The organism is Phaeodactylibacter sp. (assembly GCF_022763345.1).
In the GTDB taxonomy this organism is placed as follows: domain Bacteria; phylum Bacteroidota; class Bacteroidia; order Chitinophagales; family Saprospiraceae; genus Phaeodactylibacter.
Genome location: NZ_JALEGS010000030.1, coordinates 54,543 through 70,127 on the forward strand (window position 1 = coordinate 54,543; position 15,585 = coordinate 70,127).

At 52.5% G+C, this 15,585-nt stretch carries 15 protein-coding genes; 6 read left to right on the forward strand and 9 right to left on the reverse strand.

Annotation, left to right across the window (positions count from 1 at the left end):
* The first annotated feature begins 174 nt into the window (after window positions 1-174).
* From MRY86_RS08700 to MRY86_RS08710, 3 genes are all read left to right on the forward strand, one after another.
* On the forward strand, window positions 175-1,164 hold the full coding sequence (locus tag MRY86_RS08700; RefSeq protein ID WP_293565450.1) for an OmpA family protein: 990 nt from the start codon (window positions 175-177) through the stop codon (window positions 1,162-1,164).
* 4 nt (window positions 1,165-1,168) lie between these two features.
* Window positions 1,169-2,338 carry a zinc-dependent metalloprotease gene (locus MRY86_RS08705; protein ID WP_293565452.1) on the forward strand — a complete coding sequence of 390 codons (1,170 nt, stop codon included), beginning with the start codon at window positions 1,169-1,171 and terminating at the stop codon, window positions 2,336-2,338.
* A 210-nt stretch (window positions 2,339-2,548) separates the two neighbouring features.
* On the forward strand, window positions 2,549-3,409 hold the full coding sequence (locus MRY86_RS08710; protein ID WP_293565454.1) for a DUF6438 domain-containing protein: 861 nt from the start codon (window positions 2,549-2,551) through the stop codon (window positions 3,407-3,409).
* 1 nt (window position 3,410) lies between these two features.
* On the opposite strand, the gene MRY86_RS08715 is transcribed toward MRY86_RS08710, so the two are convergent.
* Window positions 3,411-4,310, reverse strand: a complete 900-nt coding sequence (locus MRY86_RS08715; protein WP_293565456.1) for a glycosyltransferase family 2 protein — start codon at window positions 4,308-4,310, stop codon at window positions 3,411-3,413.
* A gap of 228 nt (window positions 4,311-4,538) precedes the next feature.
* On the opposite strand from MRY86_RS08715, the gene MRY86_RS08720 reads away from it, so the two are divergent.
* Window positions 4,539-6,395 carry a T9SS type A sorting domain-containing protein gene (locus MRY86_RS08720; protein ID WP_293565458.1) on the forward strand — a complete coding sequence of 619 codons (1,857 nt, stop codon included), beginning with the start codon at window positions 4,539-4,541 and terminating at the stop codon, window positions 6,393-6,395.
* Here the strand turns inward: MRY86_RS08720 and rimM are convergent.
* Both rimM and mnmA read right to left on the reverse strand, forming a co-directional pair.
* Window positions 6,390-6,899, reverse strand: a complete 510-nt coding sequence (rimM, locus tag MRY86_RS08725; RefSeq protein ID WP_293565460.1) for a ribosome maturation factor RimM — start codon at window positions 6,897-6,899, stop codon at window positions 6,390-6,392. The two genes, MRY86_RS08720 and rimM, sit on opposite strands and share 6 nt — an antisense overlap.
* Window positions 6,900-7,217: 318 nt before the next feature.
* A complete protein-coding gene (mnmA, locus tag MRY86_RS08730; protein ID WP_293565462.1) occupies window positions 7,218-8,333 on the reverse strand; it encodes a tRNA 2-thiouridine(34) synthase MnmA in 1,116 nt (371 codons plus the stop codon).
* 201 nt (window positions 8,334-8,534) lie between these two features.
* On the opposite strand from mnmA, the gene MRY86_RS08735 reads away from it, so the two are divergent.
* A complete protein-coding gene (locus MRY86_RS08735; protein WP_293565464.1) occupies window positions 8,535-9,143 on the forward strand; it encodes a hypothetical protein in 609 nt (202 codons plus the stop codon).
* 29 nt (window positions 9,144-9,172) lie between these two features.
* Here the strand turns inward: MRY86_RS08735 and MRY86_RS08740 are convergent, their stop codons facing one another.
* Complete coding sequence (locus MRY86_RS08740) at window positions 9,173-10,240, reverse strand: hypothetical protein (RefSeq protein WP_293565466.1); 1,068 nt, start codon at window positions 10,238-10,240, stop codon at window positions 9,173-9,175.
* 46 nt (window positions 10,241-10,286) lie between these two features.
* Window positions 10,287-10,415 carry a hypothetical protein gene (locus MRY86_RS08745; RefSeq protein WP_293565468.1) on the reverse strand — a complete coding sequence of 43 codons (129 nt, stop codon included), beginning with the start codon at window positions 10,413-10,415 and terminating at the stop codon, window positions 10,287-10,289.
* Window positions 10,416-10,819: 404 nt separating this feature from the next.
* Between MRY86_RS08745 and MRY86_RS08750 the strand changes: the two genes are divergently transcribed.
* Window positions 10,820-11,734, forward strand: a complete 915-nt coding sequence (locus MRY86_RS08750) for a septal ring lytic transglycosylase RlpA family protein (protein ID WP_293565470.1) — start codon at window positions 10,820-10,822, stop codon at window positions 11,732-11,734.
* Window positions 11,735-11,796: 62 nt separating this feature from the next.
* Here MRY86_RS08750 and MRY86_RS08755 read toward each other — a convergent pair whose 3' ends face one another.
* From MRY86_RS08755 to MRY86_RS08770, 4 genes are read right to left on the reverse strand one after another with little or no spacing between them, the layout of a single operon-like run.
* Window positions 11,797-13,089, reverse strand: coding sequence for a hypothetical protein (locus MRY86_RS08755; protein ID WP_293565472.1), 1,293 nt, complete (start codon window positions 13,087-13,089; stop codon window positions 11,797-11,799).
* Between the two features lie 3 nt (window positions 13,090-13,092).
* The gene (gene tpiA, locus MRY86_RS08760) at window positions 13,093-13,851 is read right to left on the reverse strand and encodes a triose-phosphate isomerase (protein WP_044225239.1); all 759 of its coding nucleotides are present in this window, start codon (window positions 13,849-13,851) and stop codon (window positions 13,093-13,095) included.
* 3 nt (window positions 13,852-13,854) lie between these two features.
* The gene (bioB, locus tag MRY86_RS08765) at window positions 13,855-14,958 is read right to left on the reverse strand and encodes a biotin synthase BioB (RefSeq protein WP_044225238.1); all 1,104 of its coding nucleotides are present in this window, start codon (window positions 14,956-14,958) and stop codon (window positions 13,855-13,857) included.
* A gap of 1 nt (window position 14,959) precedes the next feature.
* On the reverse strand, window positions 14,960-15,514 hold the full coding sequence (locus tag MRY86_RS08770; protein ID WP_293571277.1) for a hypothetical protein: 555 nt from the start codon (window positions 15,512-15,514) through the stop codon (window positions 14,960-14,962).
* Between the last annotated feature and the right edge of the window lie 71 nt (window positions 15,515-15,585).

Sequence of the window (15,585 nt, forward strand, 5' to 3'; positions counted from 1 at the left end):
GGATTATTTTTTCTGCAAAGTTAATGGGCTTACCCTTTGTAACGCAAAAAAATCGCGAATCAATCCGGCTGAAATAAATAACCACCTGCAAACTAGACCGGTGGAGAGATTCGTTACGAACAGGTGTTTCTGTGATTTCACAAAATTTGGTACATTGCACAAAAAATTTGCAGCATGAAGCCCCTTTTTCCAATTGCAATTTTATTTGTCGCGCTGCTGTCCGGCTGTGTGACCAAGAAGGAGTACCAGGAGATGGAAGAGCTCAAAACCTTTTATGAGCAGGAAGCCCAGTCTACGGATTCGCTCCAAAACGAGTACAATAAGCTCGCTGAAGAAACCCGGCAGCTGGAAATTGAGGTCCGTAACACCCGCCTTGAGCTGGAAGAGTACGTTGTGACCAATAAAAGCCTGAACCGCAGCTATCAGGACCTGCTTCAGCGTATGGACCGCATCCTCGAAGAGCGCAATGAGCTTGACGAGACAGCCTCCTATGAGAAGGTGGCCCTGCAGCGTCAGCTCACCCAACAGCAACAAAACCTGGACAAGGACAGAGAACGCCTCGAAGGGCTGGAATACGAGCTTTACCAAAAAGCCAACCGCCTCAACACCATGGAGTACGACTATACCGCGATGAAGGGCACCCTTCAGGACCGGAATATCCGTATTCAGGAGCTGGAGGAAATGCTCAACCTCAAGGAGGACAATATGCAGGGCGTACGGGCCAGCCTGGGTGACCTCGTCCGGCAATTCTCCTCCCGCGGGCTTACTGTGGAGGACCGGGGCGGCAAGCTTTATGTGTCCCTTAGCGCTGAGCTGCTCTTCCCTAGCGGCAGTACCCGTATTGACCCCTCTGGCAAGGAAGCCCTGCGCCAACTGGCCGGGGCGCTAAAGAACAACCCGGACATTGACATCCTCGTCGAAGGGCATACCGATTCAGATGGCAGTGAGCTGGCCAACTGGAACCTCAGCGTGGACCGGGCTGTTGCCGTCACCCAAATTCTGACTCAGTTTGGAGTATCCCCACAGCGGCTTACCGCTGCCGGCCGGGGCGAAAACATGCCGGTCGCGACTAATAATACCGCTGCCGGAAAAGCACAAAACCGCCGTACAGAAATCGTCATTTCGCCAAAGCTTGATGAGGTGTACGAGCTGCTGAGCAATTAAAACCATGCGTCCCATTACTGCGCGTTTTCTACTGATTTACACTCTGTTGAGCAGCGTAGTTGCGCTAGCTCAGGCCCAGCCACGCTGTGCGCTGAATACCCACAACAGCCCGGTGAGAAACAGTGGAGCCATCGTGCCAATCCGGGAGCCTGTCGTCATCCCGGTGGCTGTGCACGTAGTCTGGCATACCGCTGAAGAAAATATTTCCGACGAACAGGTCGAATCACAGATTGAGGTCCTGAATCAGGACTTCCGAAGCCTGAATGTGGAAGTCCCATTTGTCCACCCCCTCTTTGATGAGCTTGTTAGTGACCTGGAGCTGGAATTCTGCCTCGTTGCCATCACGCGCACTTCCACACCGGTGGCCGGCATCACCAACACCTTTTCCAGTGGCAAGCGGCGACTTTGCTATACAGACCTGGGCGGCAGAGACGGCTTCGACCCCGACCATTACCTGAACATCTGGGTGGCTGGCCGGAACGATGGCGCACTAGGCTCCGCTACCTTCCCGGAGGAGGGGCAGGAAACGCCCGCTGAAGACGGGCTTTACATCCGGCCTGATGCCTTTGGCACGACCGGCACTGTCAGCCCCCCTTTTCACCTGGGGCGTACCTGTACGCATGAGCTCGGCCACTATTTCAATCTGCAGCACCTCTGGGGCCCCAATGCAGACAATTTCAACTGCGATCAGGACGATGGCATTGCCGATACCCCACTTCAGGCCGACACCTACCAAGGTACCTGCCCCACCCTGCCCCCGTTTTCCTGCGGCTCGCCGGATATGTTTATGAACTTCATGAATTTCACGCAGGATGCCTGTATGGCCCTGTTCACACCCGGCCAAAAAGCGCGTGTGCTGAGCACCCTGCAGTCCTACCGCCCCGGGCTGCTGCAAGGCTCCTGCACGCCTGTTTCCATCCAAACAACGGGCAGCTCTTCGTCAGAGGTCTCCATAATTGGGAATCCCGCCAGAGACCATCTTCGAATCCGCCTGCCCGGAAATGAACCGGCACAGTTTGCAATTTTTGACCTTGCCGGCCGTTTAGTACAGCAGGTTGAAGCCGTAGGCCCCGAAGCGGAGCTCAGTGTGGCGGGCTTTCATGCCGGAAATTATTATATAAAAATCCGGTATGGGAATAAAATGCACGTCAAAAAGCTTATTATTGCCCGGTGAGAACGATGGCGGTGGCCGGTAGCTGTAACCAACCAGAATTGTTGTATTATGGCAGTGAATCCGTGTGACTGAAACAGTAGCGTAAGCGGCGACGGCTCTCATTTGGAGCATAAAGCCTGCCTGCTCAACCGGTTTCAATCCACCAGCGCATACCGCCAAGCGGACCTGTGCTGCCATCATCCACTGCTTAAACCAAACCTTCGTTTCCTGATGAGTATCAATCCTCTCGTTCCCCCCAGGAATCTGGGCTTCCTGCTTTTTTTCGGTGCGGTCCTGACCATGCTCCACAGTTGCGGCTCCCCGGCTTCGGCTTCACTGAGTAAGCTCGACCCCCTCATTGAAATGAGCAAAGGGCCCTGCTACGGGCGCTGTCCGGTATTCACCCTGACCATCTACGAAAATGGCATTGCCAGTTACAAGGGAGAACGCTATACCGACCGGCTGGGCACCTTCGTCAGAAAACTGGAAAAATCTGAAATGGAACGCATCCTGGGCGAGTTTGACCGGGCCAACTTCTGGCAGTTCCGCGATAGCTACCGGGGGCGTATCCCGGATATGCAGAGCGTCACCATCTCCTACCATCAGAATGGCAAGAAGAAAACGGTGACCGGAAAGGAAATCCGGCCCAATGCGGTCAAATGGCTGGAGTCCCAACTCGATCAAATCGCACAAAGGGAGGGCTGGATCCTTAAAGAAGCGCCGGAAGAACAAGTGCCGGACTTCCTCATCCCCGATCAGCTGCTGGTCGAACTGGGCGAAGATACGGACCCTGAAGAGTGGGCAAAAAAGTACGCACAGACCGACATGACTTTCCTGCGGTCCCTCAACGATACCGGGTACTGGATTTTCTCCTACGATGAGGAGACCATCACGCCGGATCAGATGCTGGAGCAGGTGCGTAATGACGAGGAGGTCATTAGTGCAGAGTTCAACAAAAAAATCTACGAAAACCTGGAAGAGGAGGAGGAATCGGAGGAAAGCCCCCCCACTAAGGAGGCGGCTCCCGCTTCTGATGCCGGTACCCAAAGCAAGGGAAAATCCAATACCCCTAAATCCGGCAAACAGCAATAAATTAATTGCACAAATAGTGAAGCAGCACCCCCAGCTTGTAAAGGTCGAAAGCCCGCAGGTTGGGGGTGTTAGCGTTTAAAAGATGCTGTTTGAGCAGGGGCCGGGCCTGATCCAGCAGATAGTGGGCCGGTCGCGCCGCTTTCCAGGCATCAAGGCGTTCATAGGCGCGGAGCAGGCGGGTCTCCCTCAGGCTGCCTTCCTGATACAGAAATGCCAGGTTCTCAATGGCCTGTTCGGATTTGCGCAGAAATGTCTCTGCCGCCTCCAGCCCGGCATGGATCAGCGGGTTATCGAGGTGCAAAATAGGAATGCCCCGCCGCTGCAGCTCCAGGCCAAAGAGTGTATCCTCATGCCCGTACTGCAACAAGCGCTCATCGAACTGTATCGGGGCAAACAAAGCTTTGGGGATGAGAAAATTATTGGTCATAAAGCTGTGGTAGGGTTGTTTTTGCCGCGCTTCTGCGCGCTGCACTTCCCGCGACCTGCCATAGTGCCAATGAAATCTGAGCCGAGGCGATTCCGGAGGCTCCGGCTGGTAAATCCGCCCCCCGTAGAGCAAACGGCCAGGGGTGCAGTGCGACTGGTACTGCTCCAGGTAATCCGCCCGGGTGACCTCAGAGTCGCCATCCATAAACAACAAATAGTCGTACCGCGCCGCTTCCGCCAAGCGGTTTCGTATACGGGAGCGCCCCAGGTTTTCAGGCATCAGCCGATAAGTGACGCCCGGCAACTGCCCAAGGGGAGCGTTTATGTTTTGAAATTCAGGAAGGGACGCATCGTCCCAGCAAAGGATTTCCACGGTCCATTCCAAGACATCAGCCTGTTGGCGCAAAGCCTCTACCAACGGCCGCACGTCATAGTTGTAAACAGGAATCAGTATAGAAAGCCCGGAAGCTGGCATAGGAACATTGGGTTATGGTCGCTCAAACTTAGGTATTTTTTAAACCAACTCCTTTTCCCGGATCGCCATAATATTTTGTAACTTTAAACGGGGTCACTTGCTATCACTATACCGACGATAAAGTGGTTTGCCACAGCAAACCAACTTGATGTCGGCATAAACGCTGGAAAGTGGCCTGCTACGATATCGCAAACCACTTTGTTAAGCGCATACAATCCGGTACCCGCAATGAGAAAACGATTGCTCGCCATATTACTATGCTACGGCCTGATCAGCGGCCTGCATGCCCAGGACTTCATCCTGCAAGGCTGCTACTGGAGCTGCCCGGAAGATGCGCCCGGCAGCCTGCCTGATAGTGCCACCCTTCGTTTTTGGGTAGACCACCTGACGGAGCAATCCCCGGAATTTGCCCATGCCGGCTTTACCGCCATCTGGCTTCCCAACCTCACGGCACAGGCACCACCGCAGGTCCGCACCCTCATTCAGCGCCTCGAAGCACAGGGCCTGACTGTCATTGCAGAAATCGACCTGAGCCAGGACTCCCTTGGCTCGTTGGCGGAACAGGGCATAGCGCTCCGGGAAGCGCTGGGTGTGGAAGCCTTCAGCATTACCGACCTCCCGCTCTCCCCTGCCGAGGCGTTTGCTGCTGATTTTAAAACCCTTGCTGCGGCCGGTGTTGCTCCTAAGTTTGTCATTCGGGGCGTACCGGGCTTTGACCGTAAGAAAGGACAGGTGCAATGGGTACGTAATATCCTCAAAGCACTGGGGCAGGATGCCAGCCCTAAACCGCGCATTTACGATTATCAACTACGGGAGGCGCTCCGCCAGGCTTGTTCTGACTCCACCTACGATGTACGGAAAATTTATCAGGCCAGCATCCGGGATGCGTCCGCGCTATCGGGGTACAATATTGTGACCATGGCCAACCACCCTGCCTATAAAAACCAAAATGCAACGCCCGGCGACTACGATGACCCCATTTCCAGCCCCTTACTGGCCTACGCCTATTTACTGACCAATAATCAACTTGGCCTGCCTACGGTTTTTTATGGTGACTACTTTGGTGGCGACTCGGAGCTGGCAGAGTATGCAGACAAAAAGCCGCTGCGGGCTCACATCGACCAACTGCTGGCCATCCACCGGCAGTTCATCTTCAACTCTTCCATGGTGGAATACCTGAATGCCGCAGGCAGTGACAAGCGTTCGGCCTACTACAGCGGAGATTCTACCCGGGCATTAGTTTTCCAGCTGGAAGGCAGTAATACGCCGGCGGGACTAAAGAGCAGCACACAGGGCCCCCGGGACGTGCTGGCAGTCATCAATTTTGGAAGGGACACGCTGTCCATTAAGCAGGAGCTCAACACCTCCAATATCAAAAACGGCGATTACTTCACAGATGTCACCGATCATGCCATTACGCCGAAAGCCACCCTTGTCCATTTCGATTCCCTGGATGCCTCGCCCTCGGCAGTAGCGCTAAAGGTACCTCCCCGGTCTTACGCTATATGGGTGCAGGGCAGAGCTCAAAAGGTCAGGCCCAGCCGTATTCAACTGACTGCCATTCCCTATCCCGACTATATTGAACTCAACTGGGAGGTCGCTTACGAACGCAAGGTGCTGGGGTACCAGATCGACCGCTCGGTCAATGGCGGAGCTTTTGAGCCGATCGGACAGCTCCCACCTCTTTCCAATGAAAATGAGCCGGCGTCTTTCCTGTTCCTTGATAAGGATATTTTTCCCGAAGAGGAACTGCGCTACCGCGTAAAGCTGATTGATCAGGAAGGCAGGCATCAATTCAGCCCGGTTGCCGAAACCCGGCCTTCACAGCGTAACCTGAAGTTTGAATTAATAAAAGCACCGGAGCAGCATACCTGTGCCTTCAAAATGAGAAGCAATTACAGCGGGCAGGGGGCACTTGCTATTTATGATGCTGGCGGTACGGTTGTTTTTGAACAGCCGCAGACCATTAAAAAAGGGGAAAACGTGACCCGGGTTGATTTATCGAAACTCGACAAAGGCATTTACTACATCCGCTTCCGGGCGGAAGAAGGGGAGCTTTGGAGTACAAAGGTGGTAAGGCTATAGGTCGAGCAGCCCTTCCGGCAGTTGCATTTCCACCCGTTCTGCTTCCGGGTCGATCGCCTGAAGGAAGGTTTCATTCAATGGGATCAGGACTTCCCGCCCCTGATAACTGACCAGCGCTAAGATTTGCTCCGGATAGGCTTCCACCGATAGGATAGGGCCGATTTCGCCTTCCGTTTCCGTCACCACAGTAAAGCCCTCCAGCAGGCGGAAATCCTCAATGCCCAGTTCCGCCTCCACCTCCTCAGCGGGCAACAGGATATCCAGGCCCGTTAGTGTTTTGGCGGCTTCTTTCGTGTCCACATCTTCCAGCTTAATGACCAGCGGGCTTTCCAGAAGGACGCCCTCATTAAAATAGGGCACCGGGCTACCGTCAACCGGAGCGAACAATACTTCTGCTTCAAGGGCCGTATCAAGAAAAGCATCCTCCACTAAGATGCGGATGCCTCCGTTTAGCCCATGCGTTTTGCCGAACCGGCCGACCTTGGTATAGGAATCTTTCGTCATAGCTTTCTAAATAGAGCAAAACGCACCAAAATGAGAACATGCCGCGGAATACGTAACGGAACACGTTAAATTGGGTGGCGGCTGCCGAAATTGCATGTTCGACGGAGGAGTTTGCGAATTTCTAGCGTTTTTGCTTCGTTTTGGGGCAATGCCAAAATGAAGAGCCTCGCCGGCTTGAGGCGAAGAGTAAGCTAAACCGTTCCGCTTTCAAGCTCTTGTCGCCCACTCTAGTGGAAGCCACGTTCGGTGCGTTCGCCCTATTTTCTAAACGTGGCTATTGTTTCATAATCCCAGAACGACAGACTCACCTGTGATTTACTAATTCTGCCGCCCCTCATCCAAAAAGCTGCCGTGAATAATACCACCACCCAGCACATCATCCCCTTCGTAAAACACAGCCGACTGACCGGGGGCCACGCCCTTCACATTAGCGTAAAAGTCAACATGGATATTTTCGCCCATATTGCTTAACTGGCTCAGCGTGCCCTGATCGTTATAGCGGATCATGGTAACGGCCTCCGTGCCATCGGGGATTTGGTCGTACTTCATCCGGTTGACTTTGCCGACCATCATACCATTACGGACAAGTTCCTCCTGCCGGCCCAGCACAACGGTATTCGTGTCGGGGCGGATTTCCGTCACGTACATCGGCTCCCCAAAGGCAACGCCCAGCCCTTTGCGCTGACCGATGGTGTAGAAGGGGTAACCTTTATGGGTACCAATTATGTCCCCTGCGGTATTGACAAACTGCCCCCCATCCACACGCGCTTCCAGCCCGTCGACCCGGCGCTTGAGGAAGCCCCGGTAGTCGTTGTCGGGCACAAAACAGATTTCATAGCTTTCTGCCTTTTTGGACAAGGCTTCATACCCCCAGTCGGCAGCCATCTGCCGGACTTCAGGCTTTGTGTAGGGGCCCAGGGGGAAACGGCTGCGCGCCATGCACTCCTGGCTCAGCCCCCAGAGGACGTAAGATTGATCCTTGTGCGCATCCACTGCCTTGCTTACATAGTGCCGCCCGTTGAGCTCATTGAGTTGGGCGTAGTGCCCGGTAGCAATGAATTCGCAGTCCAGCGCATCCGCCCGCTTTAGCAGGGCACTCCATTTGATGTGGGTATTGCAAAGGACGCAGGGATTGGGGGTGCGCCCCGCCAGGTACTCATCCACAAAATTGTCGATAACATAATCACCGAACTCATCGCGTATATCGATAATAAAGTGATGGAAGCCCACTTTTACCGCCACCTCCCGGGCATCGTTGATGGAATCCAGGCTACAGCAGCCCGTTTCCTTGGAAGACCCACCGGAATTGGCGTAATCCCAGGTTTTCATGGTGATCCCAACAACTTCATAGCCCATATCGTGCATCATCATAGCCGTGACCGTGCTGTCAATGCCCCCGCTCATGGCTACCAATACTCTTCCGTGCTTACTCATGAAAAAATTACAGTTTTGATTCTGGCCAACTGCCTTCAAAATCAACACACAAAGGTACAAATTTGGGCGCTGATTAGTTCAACCGGTGGAGTAGAATGTAGGCTAAGGTAGCTTTCCGCTTTTCAATCTCTTCCCAAAGGACGCCTTAACGGAACCAATCTCACGGTTAGCAGGTTTTACATAAGAACTATTTTACCAATCATGGCAGGAAACAACGACATCAGCTGGGACGAAATCAAGGCCCTGTTTGCAGAGACTAACCGCAAGTTTCAAGAAACAGACCGTTTATTGACTGAAAAGTTTCAAGAGACAGACCGGCAGTTTAAGGAGACGGACCGCAAGTTCCAAGACACGGATAGAAAGCTGGACAAGCGCTTCAACGAACTCTACGGGTTGTTCTCCTCCCAGTGGGGGCGCCTGGTGGAGAGCCTGGCAGGAAGCGAATTGGTCCGCACCTTTGAGAAGCGCGGCATCAAGATAAAGCAAACAGCTCAGCGACTCAAGGGCAGCCACAAAGGACAACGCTTTGAATTTGACATCATTGCGCGCAATGGTACGGAAGTGGTGGTCGTGGAGGTTAAAACCATGCTTAAATCTAAGCATATCCAGAAGTTCGTGGACAAAATGGGCTCCTTCAAGACTTGGGTAAAAAGGTATACCCCCAATAACGTCTATGGTGCTGTAGCTTTCCTTCAGGCAGATGCCGGAGCGGAGCAAATGGCAGAAAACAAAGGCCTTTTTGTCATCCGCGCTACCGGAGACTCGGCAGCTATTGTGAATAAGTCCGATATTGTGCCCCGTACCTTTTAATCGATTTTTATAGCCTGATCCCAATAGCCCTACCGCGCTTTTGATACTGCCATGCTGCTTATTTTGCCGTCCTTTTTACCGGTCACTCCTTCACAAACTTCCGCACCACCTGCTCCAACCCTGCCAGCAAGCGCACCACATACACCCCGCTCGGCCAGTCCGCCACATCGACTTCCCAGCTTTGGAGGGCTGGGCTCAAATTTAGGGTTTCGGTATGAAGGGTTTTTTTCGATTTGGAGCTTGCCTTGGGTGGCATGGCTTTGTTGGAGCTGTATATTTAAAGTGGAATAAGCAGGGTTTGGAAAAAGAGTCAACTGACCAATAGGGATAGGCTGCAAAATATTATTTACCAAAAGAGAGCTATCAATTTCGACCATCATTAGCCGGTTGGTCGTACTTAGAAATATTGAATCATTCATTCCATCATGTAAGAACTCCCTTACTTTTAGATTGAATGCATAAAATCCAGTGGTTATAGGCCTGTCCCAAAATATAGTAGCTCCATTATTAGTTAATGAATCAGTATATTCAGGAAAAGAATAGTCTTCGCTGGGGAAAGGTGCTAGCTCAAATAGCCATTTTTCACGTTGGATAAAAATATCGGTTTGGTGGAGATTGTAAAAAAAAACTACTCCTCCTTCAGTTTGAATAATTCCCGCTGGAATCCCCAACGGCTCAGGGGCATCATTGTAATCAAATAGACTGTCCCCATGAAATACATTCAAACTGTCTACCAGATGAATCGATTTATTCCCCGAGTCCTCAATATTAACAACGCCATCTACTAAAAAGGAATCCCTGAAACTAATTTCATATATTCCGGGCTCTTCGTAGACATGAATCCCAAAGTAGGTTTCCAGATTCAGCCCAATACTGAGAAATTCTACGGCTGGTGGTGAGATCACCTCCGTTGTGCCATCTCCCCAATCCAGCATAATGCTGTCTTTAACATCTCCTTTACGGAAAATTCGCACATTTACAGTGACTGTTTGGTTTGAAACCTTTTTAGTCATATCTGCAGCCCAGATACCTTGCGCTCCAATATTGGTCCATTGAAAACAAATAATCAGAGATAACAAGGCAGTGCAAAGCTTCATAACTTCATTTTTTGATTGTTCTAAATTTTAGGTCATCACAACAGCATCACTCCACCACAAATTTCCGCACCACCTGCTGCGCCCCTGCATCCGCTGCCAATCCTATAATCTCGTCCAGGTCTACCTGTTTATTTTCGGAAAACCCGCTCAGCGTGCTGCCAGCCCTTTTTTTCATAGGTGAATTATTAATCGGTTAAGTAAGAAACACGGTGTTGGGACTGCCTCCTTTGGGGCATAATAGCCCACATCTTCAAGAGCGCAAACGCCCTGAAAGCTATACTAAACAGGCAATTGGGCAACCGAATAAACGCGAGCGCAGAACTGATGCGGAAGTAAAACATCCACTTCAGAAAAGGGAGCGAACGGGCGCGTTCGGATTTTTCGTAATATACGCAAGTGACGGTAAAGGTGCAATGTTAAAAAGGCAGATGGAGGTATGAATTCAGGCACTTCCAAAAATTACAGCCGAAAATCTTGGCCTGCACCACGCAAACCGCAATAAAAACGCGCAAACCTGCGTATCTAATTGAGCTTGCTGATTTTTTTGATTAATTTCAAGCCGTCCAAAAAACGATAATCATGAAGAAACGACTGAACTTAAGCCTCCTCCTTGCCCTTTGTTTTACCGTAGCATTGTCTGCGCAAAGCAATGAAGAATGGGGCATCGCATCGTACTACCACGATAGCTTCCACGGTAAGGAAACCGCCTACGGCGTCAAATACGACAAGAAAGCAATGACCGCCGCCCACCGCGAACTCCCCTACGGTACAATGGTCCGGGTTACCCGGCTCGACAACGAAAAATCAGTCGTGGTGAAAGTGACCGACAAAGGGCCTTACAAGCGTGGCCGGGTGGTCGACCTTTCGCGGGCCGCCGCTGAACGGATTGGGCTCGTTCAGGACGGATTGACAGAAGTCAAACTCGAAGTAGTCAAACGGGGCACAGCAGCGCCCGAAAAGCCTTCCAAAAAAGCGCAACGCAAGGAACGGCAGGCCAGTACCCCTTCCTCCTATGACAATACCAGCCGCGACCGAATTGTAACGGATGCGGGCAATGCCCCTGCGCCGGCTGAAAAGAAGGTCGCCGGCACTACGGCTTCCAAACCTGCTGCCTCCGAGACGAAGCCCAAAGGACAGGCAAAAACAACGGCTCCGGCCGCGCAGCCTAAACTCGTGGGCAAGGAATATCAAAAGTACGGTTTGTACAAAATCAGCATTCAGGAACCCGGCGAGAAAGGCTTCGCCGTTCAGGTAGCCTCGCTGACCAACTACGAGAATGTCTTCAAGCAAGTGGCCGACCTGCAAGCCAAATGGTTTGACAACGTGCTCATTAGCATTGAAGAGGGCAGCCGCATGCCATCCTACAAAGTCCTTTTGGGCCCGTTCAAGGAAGAAGCCGCTGCGGAAAACTACCGCAAAAATCTGCTGAAGAAGCATAAGATCAAAGGCTTTGTGGTAGACCTCAATACCATTGAATACAGCAAAGAAAGATAGCCAAAGCACTCCTAAGCCTGAACGCAAATAGCTCCGTCTTCTTTAGGCGGAGCTGTTTTTGTTTACTGCAATGACTCCTCCGGGAAGTACTGAAACGGGATATTGATGTGGAAGGAATCCTGCTCAAACCGGGCAGGGATGATCCGAAGGAGGTGCCCGCCAACGCGCTGCCCCTGCATCGACAGGTAGACTCGAATACCGGATTGTTTGCTGTCTTTTTGCTTGTACAGGTATAAACCGGATGGCACGACCACCGTGCTGTCAATCTTGAAGGTATAGTAAGACTTCAGACAGGCTTGACGCTCCTCCCGCTCCCCATCTTCCCACTCCGGGCCACAGTAGGCCTGAATGAACTCCCGCTCGGTTTTGGGTACCGGCACAAAGACCGTTGCGACCGTTCCCCGGATGACATCGCTGCTGAGCATGGCAAAGCGAATGTGCGCTCCGGGCGGCCTTAGGTTTTCATAGCGCTCTGCGTACTGCTGGCTCTCCCGCCCGGCTACCCGCTTACGGATACCGGCATCCAGCATAAATAAATTGGAGTCCTGCACCCAAAAAACAAAGCCGATCATGAGCACAACCATATACCCTGCCGTGACCCCGATATAGCGGGTTTTGGAAACGTTGGTAGCCAGTGTCTGCCCAATGTAGGTGAATGGCTCCAGAAAGGGGCCGGCCATGATCCGGACGGAAAACAGGTACAAGGGGAACTGTATCCTTTTCACCCAATCTTTGTCCCGAAGCTTCTTATGATTGAGCAGCCCCTGAAACAGCAGCACCGAAGTAAGTAGAAAAAGTCCGCCCAGTGCAAAGTAGGTCGCGGGCAGCCCTGGAAAAACCATCGATAAAAGATACCCGATCCCCCAAAAGACCATTAACAGAATGGTGATAAAAGTGAAGGTAATCAAGCTGATGCCTGCAATCGAAAACAGCAAACTGCAAAAGTCGTCCAGTCGCTGATTGAAACCCTGCAGGTCAGGGAAGCGGGCCTTGAGCCTGGCAAGAAAATGCGGGCTGTACCGATCGGAATGCTCATTGATCCCTTCCGGGAAAACTGAGGCCAGACCGATATTCCCAATCCATAGGGTACGGAGGGAAAAATGAAGGATGAAATTGAAAATCAGTATTAAAGCTCCGAACAGCAAGTAGATGAACAGGTACCCGAGCAGTTCCTGCTGTTCAGCCGTAGTGCGCTGCAAGCTCCAATTTAGCAATTTGTCCAGCAGGCCCGGCAGTTGGAATGCCCCCAACAGCGCCACACCCGAAACAATGAGCTCTGCCTGATAGCTTTCCTGCTCCAGGCGCTCCAGCCACTGCGGTTTCGGCTTAGGGTTATTGGGGGCACTACTGCTCATCGCTTAAAAACTATCAACAATAGCATTAAAGTCCGCCGCTTTGAGGGATGCACCACCAATCAGCCCGCCATCCACATCAGGATTGGCGAAGAGCTCTTTGGCATTGCCGGGCTTCACGCTGCCCCCGTAGAGGATGGTGATGCTGTCCGCAATTTCCGCACCGTACTGATCACGGATCAGGCTGCGGATATGGGCATGCATTTCCTGTGCCTGTGCCGGAGAAGCCGTTTTGCCCGTACCAATGGCCCAGACCGGCTCATAGGCGATGACCACCTTTTGCAGGTCCTCCGCGCTGAGATGGAAAAGGGCGGTTTTGACCTGCTCTGCAACCAGCTCATTTTGCTTGCCGCTTTCACGAACGTCCAGCTTTTCCCCACAGCAGTAAATCGGCTCCATGCCCTGCCCCAGGACGGCATCAATCTTTTTAGCAATGAGCTCATCCTTCTCACCGAAATACTCCCGGCGCTCCGAGTGGCCCAGAATGACGTATTCCACCCCACAGGACTTCAGCATGCTTGCGGAAACTTCGCCCGTATAGGCACCGCTTTCTTCCTGATGGCAGTTTTGCGCCGCCAGTTTCAGGTTGGAAATATCTTTGATTATGCTGGCCACATTGCGAAGGTGGATGAACGGCGTACCGAGAATCACCAGCGCATCGGAGGGTTGCAGCCCATCGATGACCGCCTTGGTGAGGTCGCGGCCCTGTTCATAATCCATATTCATTTTCCAGTTGCCGGCAACAATTTGCTTTCGTTTTGTCATAACTTATTTTTGAATGGCTTTTTTCTTTAGTTTTCCCTTCTTGGTGTATTCCACATGAGCCGGGATACGATGCCCCGGGCGGCTCCATTTGGGGTTTTCCTTTTTGGCGCGCTCTTCCTCCGTCAGCGGTTCAGGCTGCGGGCGGTCGCCTTTAGCGAATGGCGCAGTGGGCTGTAGCCCCAGGATTTCAAACATTTCCAGGTCCTCGTTCGTAGCGGGGTTGGGGGTGGTGAGCAGTTTGTCCCCTGCAAAGATAGACCCGGCTCCTGCCATAAAGCACAGCGCCTGCCCTTCTTTGGTCATTGACAAGCGGCCCGCAGAAAGGCGTACCGTTGACTTCGGCATCACAATACGGGCGGTCGCTACCATGCGCACCATATCCCAGATCGGCACCGGCTCCTGATCTTCCATTGGGGTACCCTCCACCGCCACGAGGGCATTGATGGGCACAGACTCCGGCTGCGGGTCGAGCTGAGAAAGGGTCAGCAGCATCTTGCAGCGGTCTTCCACAGACTCGCCCATGCCGATGATGCCACCGGAGCAAACGGTCAGCTTAGCTTTACGGACATTACTGAGGGTTTCCAGGCGGTCTTCATACCCCCGGGTGGAAATCACCTCCTTGTAGTAATCCTCCGAAGTATCGAGGTTGTGGTTGTAAGCGTAAAGCCCGGCCTCTGCCAGTTTTTTGGCTTGAGTCTCCGTGACCATGCCCAGCGTGGCACAGACTTCCATGTCCATGCTGTTGACGGTCTGTACCAGCCTGATGACCTGATCGAAGTCCTCGTCGTCCTTCACGTTCCGCCAGGCAGCACCCATACATACGCGGGAAGCGCCCAGGACTTTCGCCCGGTTAGCAGCGGTAGTCACCTGCTCTACGGACATTAGGTCGTTTTCTTCAATATCCGTATGATAACGGGCGGCCTGCGGGCAGTAGCCACAATCTTCCTGACAACCTCCTGTCTTGATAGAAAGGAGGCTGCTGATTTGCACTTCGTTCGGGTTGTGGTGTTTGCGGTGGACGGTAGCGGCCTCGTACACCAGCTCCAGGAGCGGTTTTCGGTGTACTTCCAGGATTTCAGCTAACGTCCATTCTTTACGTTCTTCCATGTTATGCTTTCTTGCGATTATAGAATGCTTCCATACCGATAGCAACCAAGCCTGCCCCCAGCATCATGAGGGCATTCCAGTACCACGCTACCGGTGCTTCATTTTCATTGATGACAATGACTGGGGGTTCCCAGCTGTAGCCTTTCTCTTTGAGCCGGTCCAGCCCCGTCAGGTTGGCGTCGGGCAGAGGGCGCACTACGCCTCTCAGGGTTCTTGTGCCGGCGGCGATGCAGGTGTCCGCTTCCACACAGGGATCAAAAAAGTCGGCGGTCCAGGCTAGCAAAGCAGGGGTTTGGTCCGGACTGCTTTCCGCAAAAACCGGATAAAGGATAATTGGCGGGCTGCCTGGCTCCTCTGCTTCCTGATACACAAAATCAGGCTCGAACCGGGCATTTGTGATTTCCACGTAGTCGGCATCCCCAATGCCCTTTTCGGCCACTTCTGCCATCTCAAAGGACCGCAGCTTGTGCGTGCCAAAAAACTGGGAGATCAGGCTGTTGCACCCGTTGATGAAAAACACCAGGCACAGGAGAATAATGATAATCCTTACGATCATAAGTTCAAACTATGCCCCCTAAAGTAGGGCCTATTTTTGATTTATCGGAGTACGGTCCGGGTAATTTTCGT